Genomic DNA, 13,481 nt, shown 5'->3' with positions numbered 1-13,481 from the left:
CGCGGGGCGGGTTTTTAAACATTGGCATCATCACATTTCCTCGTCACAAACTCTGTCGGTTATCTGAAGACCCGTTGTCGCAAGCCGCTCCATTACGCGACATCCGGGAAATGGCAGGTGATCCTGCAATATTGACGGGCTGGCTCCGCTCAGACCGCATGATGCGACTTCTTTTTTTCAATGACCAAACAATGCGTACAGGCCCGACAAACATTCCGCCGCCGGGCCACTTTCCTGTCAGGCGTTTTTCAGCATCCACTCAATTTCAGTGTCGGTAATCAGGCGTTCAAACTGGATCAGTTCATCGTGTTTACAGGCGTGATACACATGGCTAAAACGCTCCCCGAGCAACTCACGCAGACTGTCATTTTGCATGAACTCCCACAGCGCATCGCTCTGGCGGATCGGGAATGGTAACCCTTCCTGCTCCAGGCCGTTGCCTTCCACCTCTTCCTGCAACGGCAGCTCGTTATCCAGACCATGCAGGATCCCCGCCAGAATGGTCGACATCACCAGATACGGGTTGGCGTCAGCCCCCGCCACGCGATATTCAACCCGATGGTTATCACGATCGCCGCAGGGAATGCGCAGCGCCACCGTACGGTTGTTGTGCCCCCAAGAAGCCTGGGTCGGAACATACATCCCCGGCTGGAAGCGGCGATAAGAGTTCACATTCGGCGCCAGCAGCGCCATTGACGCGGGCATCAGATCAATCATCCCGGCAAGCGCACGTTTAAGTAACGCGGAATCATCGCCATTCGCATCGGCTAACACGTTCTCGCCTTTATTATTCATAATGCTGATGTGGATATGCATTCCGCTACCGGCATGCTCCTCATAAGGTTTTGCCATAAACGTGGCATGCATCTTATGTTTCTCCGCCACCAGCCGTACCAGGCGTTTCAGCGCCAGCGCGTCGTCGCAGGCGTCGAGTACGTTATCGGTATGGTAGAGGTTGATTTCAAACTGCCCAGGGGAGGCTTCAGCCACCGCGCCGTCAGCCGGGATCAGCTGCAAACGGGCCAGTTCATCGATATCGTTCAGCACATCAGCAAAGTGGTTCAGGTTATCAACCGAGTAAACCTGACTTTGCGTATTCCGATCGTCCGTTCCCGGCGCGCACGGCGGCTGCAGATAACCTTCGGGATCGCGCTTACGATCGAGTAAATAGAACTCCAGCTCTACCGCTACGACGGGGAACAGACCGCGCTGGCGAAGTTTCTGCCAGAGTCGGTTAAGTACGTTCCGCGGCTCAACGTCAAAGGGAGCGCCATCTTCATCCAGCATCGTCAGCATCATCTGCGCAATACATTCCGGATCGGCGGCCGAAGGCGTTAACGTGCCAGGCACCGGGACACAGGTCCGATCCGGTTCGCCAAGCTCCTGGCCTAATCCCGCCTCTTCGACCACATTGCCAAGAATATCCATCGCGAAAACGGATGCCGGGAAATAGCAGCCTTTCTCTAACTTGTGTAATCCCGCAACGGGAATGCGTTTACCACGAAAACAACCATTCAGGTCGGTTAACAGCACATCCACGAACTGCGTGTTGGGATAGCGCTCCAGATACTGCTTAACTTCACGCGCAAACGCGCTACTTCGTCTCTCTTCAGAATGCTGAACAAAATTCTCAACTTCTACGATATTGGTTTCCATGATTCACCGCCGTTGGCCTGTAAGCTGTTCTGTGATTTGACTGTTAAATATAATGTCCACTCTCCGACTCTGGATGCAAACAAATTGTTTGTCAAATGTTAAATTAAGTTTGCTAGAAGGTTATTCCACTGCTAGATTGAGAAAATAATGAACGGAATGGCATAACAAGGAACCGTTTGGCAATAATTTATTCCAAAACGTGAGGTCGATCATGGGCAATATATTTGACAAGCCAGTTATTGGTGTAGTGATGTGTAGGAACAGGCTTAAGGGTCACGAGACCCAGACTCTGCAAGAAAAGTACCTGAATGCAGTATTGAACGCCGGTGGATTACCGATAGCGATTCCCCATGCGCTTGCGGAACCCGAATTACTGAACGCGCTGTTACCGAAACTGGATGGTATCTTCCTGCCAGGAAGCCCAAGCAATGTGCAGCCGCACCTTTATGGTGAAAATGGCGATGAGTCTGACGCCGATCCCGGGCGTGATCTTCTGAGCATGGCGCTAATTACCGCCGGGCTCGAAAGGCGCATTCCCATTTTCGCCATCTGCCGGGGCTTACAGGAATTAGTTGTCGCCACTGGCGGGACTCTGTATCGTCGCCTGTGCGATCACTCACAGTTCCTGGAACATCGTGAAGATGCGGAACTCCCGGTGGAGCAGCAATATGCGCCATCTCATGAAGTCCAGGTTCAACAGGGAGGATTGCTATCTCAGCTAATACCAGGTTGCAGCACGTTTTGGGTTAACTCCTTGCATGGTCAGGGCGCAAAAACCCTTGGCCCGCAACTGCGCGTGGAAGCACGCTCGCAGGATGGATTAGTGGAAGCAGCCAGCGTTCACGACCATCCTTTCGCGCTTGGCGTGCAGTGGCACCCGGAATGGAACAGTAGCGAATATGCCCTGTCGCGTTTGTTACTTGAAGGTTTTATCACCGCTTGTCAGAACCACCTCGCTGAAAAACAGCGACTCTGACCACTACAGTTAAGGAAATGCAATTATGAGCGATGACGGCCTGGCGCCGGGTAAACGTTTGTCAGAGATCCGCCAGCAATTGGGTCTTTCACAGCGTCGTGCCGCCGAACTGTCTGGGTTAACGCATAGCGCCATCAGCACCATAGAGCAGGATAAAGTCAGTCCTGCCATCAGTACGCTGCAAAAGCTATTGAAAGTTTATGGGCTGTCGCTCTCCGAGTTCTTCGCGGAACCGGAAAAGCCTGACGAACCGCAGGTGGTTATCAATCAAGATGATTTGATTGAGATCGGGAGTCAGGGAGTATCCATGAAGCTGGTACACAACGGAAATCCGAATCGTACGCTGGCCATGATGTTTGAAACCTATCAGCCAGGTACGACAACCGGGGAGAGAATTAAACACCAGGGTGAAGAGATTGGGACAATACTAGAAGGTGAAGTGATACTGACCATCAACGGTCAAACGTATCATCTTGTTGCAGGACAAAGTTATGCCATTAACACCGGTATACCACATAGCTTCAGCAACACCTCGGCAGGGATCTGCCGCATCATCAGTGCCCACACTCCTACCACTTTCTAATAAGTAGCGGCCTGAGTTTCTCAGGCCTTCTTAAATAACGCGCATTAACAGGGTACATCCCTGGGGCATCGTGCAGCCTGATTTTGCCTGAAAAGATCAGCAACGAACTTTATCTTATTGATATAAAAGGAGTAGCTATGAACTTTCAGAATCTTAAATATTGGCGTGAAAAAGCCAGCCATTATTCGCCGGAGACCCGTTTATTTATTAACGGCGAATATTGCGCAGCCGCCGATAACGAAACCTTTATTACGCAGGATCCGGCAGGACAACGTCCGCTCGCCAAAGTCGCCCGCGGCAAAAAAGCGGATGTAGACCGCGCGGTCACCGCAGCCCGCACCGTGTTTGAACGCGGAGACTGGTCGCAAGCATCACCCGCAGAGCGCAAGGCAGTCCTGCACAAGTTCGCCGATTTAATGGAGCAGCATCACGAGGAGCTGGCGCTACTGGAAACGCTCGACACCGGTAAACCGATTCGCCATAGCCTGCGTGATGATATTCCAGGCGCGGCACGCGCCATCCGTTGGTACGCCGAAGCAATAGATAAAGTCTATGGCGAAGTGGCCACCACCTCGGTGAGCGATCTGGCGCTGATTGTGCGCGAGCCGGTGGGCGTCATTGCGGCCATCGTGCCGTGGAATTTTCCCCTGCTGCTGGCCTGCTGGAAACTTGGCCCGGCACTGGCTGCAGGCAACAGCGTGATCCTCAAACCTTCAGAAAAATCACCGCTGACCGCCATTCGCCTTGCTGCGTTGGCAAAAAAAGCCGGTTTGCCAGATGGCGTTCTCAGCGTGGTGAGCGGATATGGCCACGAAGCGGGCCAGGCGTTGTCGCAGCATCCGGATGTTGATGTGATCACCTTTACCGGCTCGACCCGCACCGGCAAGCAACTGCTCAAAGACGCTGGCGACAGCAATATGAAACGCGTCTGGCTGGAGGCCGGTGGTAAAAGTGCCAACATCGTTTTTGCCGACTGCCCGGATCTGCCGAAAGCCGCCGCCAATGCTGCAGCAGGCATCTTCTATAACCAGGGTCAGGTCTGTATCGCCGGTACGCGTCTGTTACTGGAAGAGAGTATTGCCGACGAGTTCATCGCCCTGCTGAAAGAGCAGGCGAAAAACTGGCAGCCGGGCAACCCGCTGGATCCGGAAACCACGATGGGCACGCTTATCGACAACGCGCATGCCGACACCGTGCACGGTTTTATTCGCGACGGTGAAGCGCAAGGCACGCTGGCGCTGGATGGTCGCAGCCACGTCCACCCAGCGGCTATCGGCCCGACTATTTTTGTCGATACAGCCCCGCAAGCCCACGTCAGCCGCGATGAGATCTTCGGCCCGGTGCTGGTCATCACCCGTTTTAGCAGTGAAGCCGAAGCCCTGGCGCTGGCCAACGACAGTGACTACGGCCTGGGGGCCGCGGTCTGGACCCGCGATCTGTCGCGCGCCCACCGCATGAGCCGTCGCCTGAAGGCCGGTTCGGTCTTCATTAATAACTACAACGACGGTGATATGACTGTGCCGTTCGGCGGTTATAAGCAAAGCGGCAACGGGCGCGATAAGTCCCTGCATGCGCTGGAAAAATTTAGCGAACTGAAAACCATTTGGATCTCCCTGGAGCCTTAATCATGACTGAACATACCAGCAGTTATTACGCCGCAAGCGCCAATCAGTACGAACCGTTTCCCACCCTTAGCGAGTCGGTTAGCTGTGATGTTTGCGTCGTGGGCGGTGGATATACCGGTCTCTCCTCCGCCCTGCACTTAGCGGAGATGGGTTACGACGTAGTGCTACTGGAATCCGCGCGTATCGGCTTTGGGGCCAGCGGACGTAACGGCGGTCAGTTGGTGAACTCCTACAGTCGCGATATCGACGTCATCGAGCGCACCTATGGCCCGGACGCCGCCAAAATGCTTGGCAGCATGATGTTTGAAGGCGGTAATATCATCCGCGAACGTATCAAGCGTTATCAGATCGAATGCGACTATCGCCCCGGCGGACTGTTTGTGGCGCTGAACCACAAGCAGATGGAAACGCTGGAGGAGCAGAAGTCGAACTGGGAACGCTATGGCAACACGCAGCTTGAACTGTTAGACAACAGCGAAATTCGTCGCGAAGTCAGCAGCGATCGTTATGTCGGCGCGCTGCTCGACCACAGCGGTGGTCATATTCATCCGCTGAACCTGGCGATTGGCGAAGCTAACGCCATTCGTCTGAACGGCGGGCGCGTCTTCGAACAGTCGCCGGTCACCCGTATCCAGCACACCAGCCCGGCGGTGGTCAGCACCGAAAAAGGTCAGGTTACGGCCCGCTTTGTGATCGTCGCGGGCAACGCCTACCTCGGCGACAAACTCGAGCCTGCGCTGGCAAAAAGCAGCATGCCATGCGGCACACAGGTGTTAACCACCGAACCGTTGTCTGCGGAGATGGCGCGCTCGCTGATTCCTAAAAACTACTGCGTGGAAGATTGTAACTATCTGCTGGATTACTACCGTCTGACCGGTGATAACCGCCTGCTGTACGGCGGCGGCGTGGTCTACGGCGCCCGCGATCCGGACGATATTGAACGTCTGGTAATGCCTAAACTGCTGAAAACCTTCCCGCAATTGCAGGGGGTAAAAATTGATTACCGCTGGACCGGTAATTTCCTGTTAACGCTATCTCGTATGCCGCAGTTTGGCCGTCTTGATACCAACATTTACTATATGCAGGGCTACAGCGGCCACGGCGTGACCTGTACCCACCTGGCAGGACGTCTGATTTCTGAACTGCTGCGCGGGGATGCCGAGCGCTTTGACGCTTTCGCCAAACTGCCGCACTACCCGTTCCCGGGGGGGCGCAGCCTGCGCATTCCGTTTACCGCCATGGGGGCGGCATATTACAGCTTACGCGATCGCCTTGGGGTTTAAGTTCTTCCGCAATAAACCCGACGCACAGGGCGGTCTCCCCTGTGCGTTTTTTTATTCCCGGACAGTGAAAAACAGGTAACGGGCACGAAAATATCGCAATAGGACATAACCCTACACTTTGCATTGTTTCTCCCCGCTGATCGGATAGGCTTTTTTAGATTATCGCTGGCGACGTGGCCAGAACTCAACGGGGGAAGAAACGCGTGTTATGAATACGAATAACGAGGAGACCTTTTATCAGGCGATGCGCCGCAAAGGGGTGAGTCGACGCAGTTTTCTCAAATATTGCAGCCTCGCAGCAACATCGCTTGGGCTGGGAGCCGCAATGACGCCCAGAATAGCCTGGGCGCTGGAAAACAAACCTCGGATCCCGGTCGTCTGGATCCACGGGCTGGAATGCACCTGTTGCACTGAATCATTTATCCGCTCCTCTCACCCACTCGCCAAAGACGTCATCCTCTCCCTGATTTCTCTTGATTACGACGACACCCTGATGGCCGCCGCCGGAACGCAGGCCGAAGAGGTATTTGAAGACATTCTGAGCCGCTACCACGGCCGATACATTCTGGCCGTCGAGGGCAATCCTCCGCTGGGTGAACAAGGAATGTTCTGCATCAGCGGCGGGCGACCGTTTATTGAAAAGCTAAAAAGAGCCGCGGCAGGCGCCAGCGCGATTATTGCCTGGGGAACCTGTGCCTCCTGGGGCTGCGTGCAGGCTGCCCGGCCTAATCCAACCCAGGCAACGCCGATCGATAAGGTGATCACCGATAAGCCAATCGTGAAAGTGCCCGGCTGCCCGCCGATTCCGGATGTCATGAGCGCCATCATTACCTATATGGTGACGTTTGATCGTCTGCCTGAACTCGATCGTCTGGGGCGTCCGCTGATGTTCTATGGTCAGCGTATTCACGACAAATGCTACCGCCGCGCCCACTTTGACGCCGGGGAGTTCGTTGAGAGTTGGGACGATGACGCAGCCCGAAAAGGCTATTGTCTGTACAAAATGGGCTGCAAAGGGCCTACCACTTATAACGCCTGCTCCACCACCCGCTGGAATGGCGGCGTTTCTTTCCCCATCCAGTCCGGTCATGGGTGTCTGGGATGTTCAGAGAACGGCTTCTGGGATCGCGGTTCGTTCTACAGCCGCGTGGTCGATATCCCGCAGATGGGGACGCATTCAACCGCCGATACCGTGGGCCTCACCGCGCTAGGCGTGGTGGCCGCCAGCGTCGGTGTCCACGCAGTCGCCAGCGCCGTCAATCAACATAACCGCCACAAACAGCAATTAGCCGACGCCGGACAACAGTCGCCAGACAATGAGGATAAACAGGCATGAGCAATTCGTATCAAACCCAGGGATATACGGTCAATAATGCCGGCCGGCGCCTGGTTGTCGACCCCATTACGCGCATTGAAGGCCATATGCGTTGTGAGGTGAACATTGATGAGCAGAACATCATCACCAACGCGGTTTCCTGCGGCACCATGTTCCGTGGACTGGAAATTATTCTGCAAGGGCGCGACCCGCGCGATGCCTGGGCATTTGTCGAACGAATTTGCGGGGTGTGCACTGGCGTACATGCGCTCGCATCGGTCTATGCCATTGAAGATGCCATTGGCATCAAGGTGCCCGATAACGCCAACATCATTCGCAATATTATGCTGGCGACGCTATGGTGCCACGACCACCTGGTCCACTTTTACCAGCTAGCCGGAATGGACTGGATTGACGTTCTGAATGCCCTGAAAGCCGACCCGCGCGCAACATCACAGTTGGCACAAAGCCTTTCAGCCTGGCCGATGTCCTCCCCGGGCTACTTCTTTGACGTACAAAACCGCCTGAAGAAATTTGTCGACGGCGGTCAGTTGGGGATTTTCCGCAACGGTTATTGGGGACATCCGCAGTACAAACTGTCGCCAGAGGCTAACCTGATGGGCTTTGCCCATTATCTGGAAGCGCTCGATTTTCAGCGCGAGATTATCAAAATCCATACGGTGTTTGGCGGCAAGAATCCGCATCCTAACTGGATTGTCGGCGGCATGCCATGCGCTATCAATATCGATCAGAGCGGCGCGGTTGGTGCGGTCGATATGGAACGCCTTAACCTGGTACAGTCGATCATCACCCGCACCGCCGACTTCATCAACAACGTCATGGTTCCTGACGCGCTGGCTATCGGCCAGTTCAACAAACCCTGGAGCCAGATTGGCACCGGGCTGTCTGATAAGTGCGTCTTAAGCTACGGCGCGTTCCCAGATATTGCCAACGACTTCAGCGCGAAGAGCCTGTTGATGCCTGGCGGCGCGGTCATTAACGGTGATTTTAACAACGTCATGCCGGTGGATCTGGCCGATCAGCAGCAAATTCAGGAGTTTGTCGATCATGCCTGGTACCGTTATCCGGACGATCAATTAGGTCGTCACCCGTTCGAGGGGATTACTGAACCCTGGTACAACCCCGGCGATGTCAAAGGCAGCGATACCGATATCCAGCAGCTCAACGAACAGGAACGCTACTCGTGGATTAAAGCCCCGCGCTGGCGCGGACACGCCATGGAAGTTGGACCGTTGGCGCGTACGCTGATTGCCTATCACAAAGGGGATGCCGCCACGATTGAATCCGTCGATCGCATGATGTCCGCACTCAAACTGCCGCTGTCGGGTATGCAGTCGACGCTGGGGCGTATTTTGTGCCGCGCGCACGAGGCGCAGTGGGCCGTGAGCAAGCTGCAATATTTCTTCGACAAGCTGATGACCAACCTGAAAAACGGCAATCTGGCTACGGCGAATACCGAAAAATGGGAGCCTGCAAGCTGGCCGCAGCAGTGCCGTGGGATCGGTTTTACCGAGGCGCCGCGCGGAGCACTCGGTCACTGGGCGTCGATTCGCGACCAGAAGATCGACGTGTATCAGTGCGTAGTGCCGACCACCTGGAATGCCAGCCCGCGCGATCCGAAGGGGCAAATTGGCGCCTACGAGGCGGCGTTGATGGGCACCCAAATGGCGATACCGGATCAACCGCTGGAGATCCTGCGCACCTTGCACAGCTTCGACCCCTGCCTGGCATGTTCAACCCACGTCCTCGGCGACGACGGCAGCGAACTTATCGCAGTCCAGGTTCGCTAAGCGTTAAGGAACGGAACGATGACTGGAAAGATATCCCCACGCGTCGGGGAGGCGCGTGATACCGCCGTCAGCCACTATGTGTTTGAAGCACCCGTACGCTTGTGGCACTGGCTGACAGTGGGCTGCATGTTGGTTTTGATGGTAACCGGATACTTCATTGGCCGACCACTGCCGTCGGTCAACGGCGAGGCCACTTACCTGTTCTACATGGGCGACATCCGGTTAGTGCATTTCGCCGCAGCCATGGTGTTTACGGTGATACTGCTGGGTCGCATTTACTGGGCCTTCGTCGGCAATCGCTATTCACGCGAGCTGTTTATCGTGCCTGTCTGGCGTCGCAGTTGGTGGCAGGGTGCCTTTTCGGTGGTGCGCTGGTATCTGTTTCTGGAAAAAAAACCGGGAGAGGATATCGGCCATAACCCCGTCGCGCAGGCGGCGATGTTCGGTTATTTCCTGCTCTCAGTTTTTATGATCCTCACCGGTTTTGCCTTATACAGCGAGCATAGCCAGTACGCCATTTTTACCCCCTTCCGCTATGTGACGGAGTTTTTCTACTGGACCGGCGGTAACTCTCTCGATATTCACAGCTGGCATCGGTTGGGGATGTGGTTCATCGCCGCCTTCATCATCGGTCATGTGTATATGGCTATCCGCGAGGACATCATGTCTGACGATACCGTCATCTCAACCATGATCAACGGCTATCGTAGCCACAAATTTGCCAAACGCCAGCACGATAAGGAGGCGTCATGAGCGAACCTAACGTCATCGTGATGGGCTTAGGCAACCTGCTGTGGGCAGATGAAGGATTTGGCATTCGCGTTGCCGAACGCCTGTACGCCCACTATCACTGGCCGGAATGGGTAGAGATTGTCGACGGCGGCACGCAAGGGCTGAATCTGCTGGGCTACGTTGAGCAGGCCAGCCATTTGTTGCTGCTGGACGCTATCGACTACGGACTCACGCCAGGCACTTTGCAATCCTACGCCGGTGAACAAGTCCCCAGTTACCTCAGCGCCAAAAAAATGAGTCTGCATCAGAACAGCTTCTCCGAAGTGCTTGCTCTGGCGGAGATTCGCGGTCATCTGCCCGCCCACATCGCCCTCGTAGGACTACAGCCGGTGCAGCTGGACGACTATGGCGGCAGCCTGACCGACATCGCGCGCGCTCAGCTCCCGGCGGCAGAACAAGCCGCGCTAAGGCAACTGGCCGCGTGGGGCATCGCGCCACAGACAATCGATGAAACGCGTTGCCTGAACTATGAATGCCTGTCGCTGGAAAACTATGAAGGCGTGCGTATTCGCCAGTATCGTGTAACGCTGGAGAGATAAGCAACATGTTGAATGACAAACCATTTTCTGCGCTATGGCAACGCATGCTGGCGCGCGGCTGGCAACCGCTGACCGCATCTGAACTGGATGACTGGGTAACGCGTGTGCGTGATGGCGTGGTGCTGCTCAGTAGCGATCCCCGCCGCACGCCGGAAGTCAGCGATAACCCGGTAATGATTGCCGAGTTGCTCCGCGAGTTTCCCCAGTTTGACTGGCAAATCGCTATGGCGAATATCGAGCACAGCGAGGCTATCGGCGATCGTTTTGGCGTATTCCGCTTCCCGGCCACGCTGGTATTTATCCACGGCGAGCTGCGCGGCATTCTCAGCGGCATCCACCCGTGGGCCGACCTGCTCAACCTGATGCGCCCCCTCGTTGAAGAACACATCCCCCGGAGCCTGCAAGATGAGTGATACCTTTTTTCATCTGCTGGGGCCGGGAACCCAGCCGGGCGATGACAGCTTCAGCATGAATCCTCTGCCCCTCACCTGCCAGGTCAACAGCAGCCCCAGCATGGCGAGGCTGGAAAACTGCCCGCACAGCCCGGCGGTGATGGCATTGTTAGCCGACGTGCGCCACCAGCTTAGCCAGAAAATCCCCGTAAAACAGGACGTGCTGGGATGGGATTTATCCACGCTCAACGCAGACGACCTCACGTTTTTGAATACGCTGCTCGGCGAAGGCGAAGTTTCCGTGCGTATCCAGCAGGCTGACGGCAGGGCGAGTGAGATTCAGGAGTCTATTTTCTGCGGAATCTGGCGGGTGCGTTGCCAGAATGACTTGGGTCAATGGGAGGAGCATCTGGAGGCAGGCAGTGCGCCACGGGCGCTTTGGCAGGCAGCAACAATCACGACGCTGCCAGACGATAGCCTGTTGCCTCCGCCCGTCGATGGGTTGATGAATGGCCTGACGCTGGCTCAGGAACTGCTAGCGCACGTTCGCGATCCGGCCACGCAACCTCATAGCATTAACCTCACCCAACTCCCGGTTAGCGATGCGGATCGCCAGTTCCTCTCCCGCCTGTGTGGCGAAGGGCGCATTCAGATCCGCACCATCGGCTACGGCGAGAGCCAAATCGACGCCACGGCGCTGCGCCATGTCTGGCATGTGCGCTGTCTGGATACCCTGAAAGGGCTTCTGCTCGAGAGTTATGAGATCTGTCCATTACCGGAACTGGTACTGGCTGCTCCAGAGGATCTGCTCGACTCGCTCCAGCGCCTGGATGAAGTCTGTAGCTGGCTGGCATCCGGCCCGCCGGCCTGATCCCCTTCTCCCGACCCGCATACTTTTCTGCTGCGGGTCTGGCGTTTTCTTCCTTATCTATTCACTCTCTAATGCCTGATGGAGTTCGCATGTGGGACGTCATTGACTTATCGCGCTGGCAGTTTGCGCTGACCGCGCTGTACCATTTTCTGTTTGTTCCCCTGACGCTGGGGCTGATTTTTTTGCTGGCCATCATGGAAACCCTGTTCGTGGTGACGGGCAAAACAGTCTACCGTGACATGACGCGTTTCTGGGGAAAGTTATTCGGTATTAACTTTGCGCTCGGTGTGGCGACCGGCCTGACCATGGAGTTTCAGTTCGGGACTAACTGGTCGCTCTATTCCAACTATGTGGGCGATATTTTCGGTGCCCCGCTGGCGATGGAAGCCTTGATGGCTTTCTTTCTTGAATCCACATTCGTGGGGCTGTTCTTCTTCGGCTGGCAGCGCTTAAACAAGTACCAGCATTTACTGGTGACCTGGCTGGTAGCGTTTGGCTCCAACATCTCGGCCCTGTGGATCCTCAACGCCAACGGCTGGATGCAATATCCAACAGGCGCTCACTTTAATATTGATACCCTGCGCATGGAGATGAGCAGCTTTAGCGAGCTGGTTTTTAACCCCATCAGCCAGGTGAAATTTGTGCATACCGTGATGTCCGGTTATGTCACAGGCGCCATGTTTGTGATGTCCATCAGCGCCTGGTATCTGCTGCGTGGTCGCGCTCGCGAGTTCGCCCTGCGCTCCTTCGCGGTAGGTTCCGTCTTTGGCACACTGGCTATCCTCGGCACTCTGCAACTGGGAGATAGCTCAGCCTATGAGGTCGCCCAACGCCAGCCGGTAAAACTGGCGGCAATGGAAGGGGAATGGCAAACCGAACCGGCACCTGCGCCCTTTCATGTGATAGCCTGGCCGCAGCAGGAGCAAGAGCGTAACGCCTTTTCCGTGAAGATACCGGCCCTGCTGGGTATCCTGGCGACTCACTCTTTAGATACGCCAGTTCCGGGGCTGAAGAACCTGATGGCAGACGCGCTACTCCGCCTGCAGCGGGGCCGGGAAGCATGGTTGCTGATGCAGGAAATCGCCAAAGGTAACCGCACGCCTCAGCTACTGCACGCTTTTCACGCCGTGGAAAAAGATCTGGGTTACGGCATCCTGTTGGCCAACTACGCCCCTGACATGAACCATGTCACGCCAGCGCAATATCAGGCCGCACAACGCGGCGCTATTCCGCAAGTCGCCCCCGTGTTCTGGAGCTTTCGCATCATGATTGGGTGCGGTTCCCTTTTGCTGCTGGTGATGGCGATTGCGCTGATACAGACCTTACGCTGGCGTATCGACCAGCATCGCTGGGTACTGCACATAACGCTGTGGAGCCTGCCGCTACCGTGGATTGCCATTGAAGCAGGCTGGTTTATGACGGAGTTTGGCCGTCAGCCGTGGGCGATTCAGGATATTTTGCCGACCTGGTACGCCCACTCTGCGCTGAGCGCGGGCCAACTGGCCTTCTCCATGGGGCTAATCCTCACGCTTTACACCCTGTTTTTAATTGCCGAAGTCTACCTGATGCAAAAATACGCGCGTCTTGGTCCAGATGCGATGCAACGTCAACAACCGGCACAACCACAGGAATAAAGGA

Annotated in this window: 12 protein-coding genes; 11 read left to right on the top strand and 1 reads right to left on the bottom strand. The window is 55.7% G+C overall.

The genetic code is table 11. The features are described from left to right. Positions 1-237 precede the first annotated feature (237 nt). Entirely contained in the window at positions 238-1,656 is a 1,419-nt protein-coding gene (locus tag FDW87_RS02905; RefSeq protein WP_046276299.1) for a glutamine synthetase family protein, read from the bottom strand. A gap of 211 nt (positions 1,657-1,867) precedes the next feature. On the opposite strand from FDW87_RS02905, the gene puuD reads away from it, so the two are divergent. The 11 genes from puuD to appC all read left to right on the top strand — a co-directional run bounded on the left by puuD (position 1,868) and on the right by appC (position 13,477). Continuing rightward, entirely contained in the window at positions 1,868-2,632 is a 765-nt protein-coding gene (gene puuD, locus FDW87_RS02900) for a gamma-glutamyl-gamma-aminobutyrate hydrolase (RefSeq protein ID WP_016151914.1), read from the top strand. 25 nt (positions 2,633-2,657) lie between these two features. After that, positions 2,658-3,215: an HTH-type transcriptional regulator PuuR gene (gene puuR / locus FDW87_RS02895; protein ID WP_016151913.1), complete on the top strand. Its 558-nt coding sequence runs from the start codon at positions 2,658-2,660 to the stop codon at positions 3,213-3,215. A gap of 137 nt (positions 3,216-3,352) precedes the next feature. After that, positions 3,353-4,840 carry an aldehyde dehydrogenase PuuC gene (gene puuC / locus FDW87_RS02890; RefSeq protein ID WP_137367229.1) on the top strand — a complete coding sequence of 496 codons (1,488 nt, stop codon included), beginning with the start codon at positions 3,353-3,355 and terminating at the stop codon, positions 4,838-4,840. Positions 4,841-4,842: 2 nt separating this feature from the next. Beyond that, on the top strand, positions 4,843-6,123 hold the full coding sequence (locus FDW87_RS02885) for an FAD-binding oxidoreductase (RefSeq protein ID WP_049042201.1): 1,281 nt from the start codon (positions 4,843-4,845) through the stop codon (positions 6,121-6,123). Positions 6,124-6,331: 208 nt separating this feature from the next. Further along, a complete protein-coding gene (gene hyaA, locus FDW87_RS02880) occupies positions 6,332-7,459 on the top strand; it encodes a hydrogenase 1 small subunit (RefSeq protein WP_046276297.1) in 1,128 nt (375 codons plus the stop codon). Then, entirely contained in the window at positions 7,456-9,249 is a 1,794-nt protein-coding gene (gene hyaB / locus FDW87_RS02875) for a Ni/Fe-hydrogenase large subunit (protein ID WP_016155782.1), read from the top strand. Before hyaA ends, hyaB begins: the two co-directional genes overlap by 4 nt. Before the next feature lie 18 nt (positions 9,250-9,267). Next, positions 9,268-10,002: a Ni/Fe-hydrogenase b-type cytochrome subunit gene (gene hyaC, locus FDW87_RS02870; RefSeq protein WP_016151908.1), complete on the top strand. Its 735-nt coding sequence runs from the start codon at positions 9,268-9,270 to the stop codon at positions 10,000-10,002. After that, on the top strand, positions 9,999-10,580 hold the full coding sequence (hyaD, locus tag FDW87_RS02865; RefSeq protein WP_047357642.1) for a hydrogenase 1 maturation protease: 582 nt from the start codon (positions 9,999-10,001) through the stop codon (positions 10,578-10,580). The genes hyaC and hyaD overlap by 4 nt, the downstream gene beginning before the upstream one ends. 5 nt (positions 10,581-10,585) lie before the next feature. After that, positions 10,586-10,993, top strand: coding sequence for a hydrogenase-1 operon protein HyaE (hyaE, locus tag FDW87_RS02860; protein ID WP_137379444.1), 408 nt, complete (start codon positions 10,586-10,588; stop codon positions 10,991-10,993). After that, on the top strand, positions 10,986-11,843 hold the full coding sequence (locus FDW87_RS02855) for a hydrogenase expression/formation protein (RefSeq protein ID WP_016155779.1): 858 nt from the start codon (positions 10,986-10,988) through the stop codon (positions 11,841-11,843). The genes hyaE and FDW87_RS02855 overlap by 8 nt, the downstream gene beginning before the upstream one ends. Positions 11,844-11,932: 89 nt before the next feature. Next, the gene (gene appC / locus FDW87_RS02850) at positions 11,933-13,477 is read left to right on the top strand and encodes a cytochrome bd-II oxidase subunit 1 (RefSeq protein ID WP_049042192.1); all 1,545 of its coding nucleotides are present in this window, start codon (positions 11,933-11,935) and stop codon (positions 13,475-13,477) included. Positions 13,478-13,481: the final 4 nt, after the last annotated feature.

Origin of the sequence: Citrobacter sp. wls826 (assembly GCF_005281245.1) — a bacterium.
GTDB lineage: Bacteria > Pseudomonadota > Gammaproteobacteria > Enterobacterales > Enterobacteriaceae > Citrobacter > Citrobacter braakii.
The sequence above is the reverse complement of the archived record's forward strand: the minus strand, read 5'-3'. Positions and strand labels throughout refer to the sequence as shown.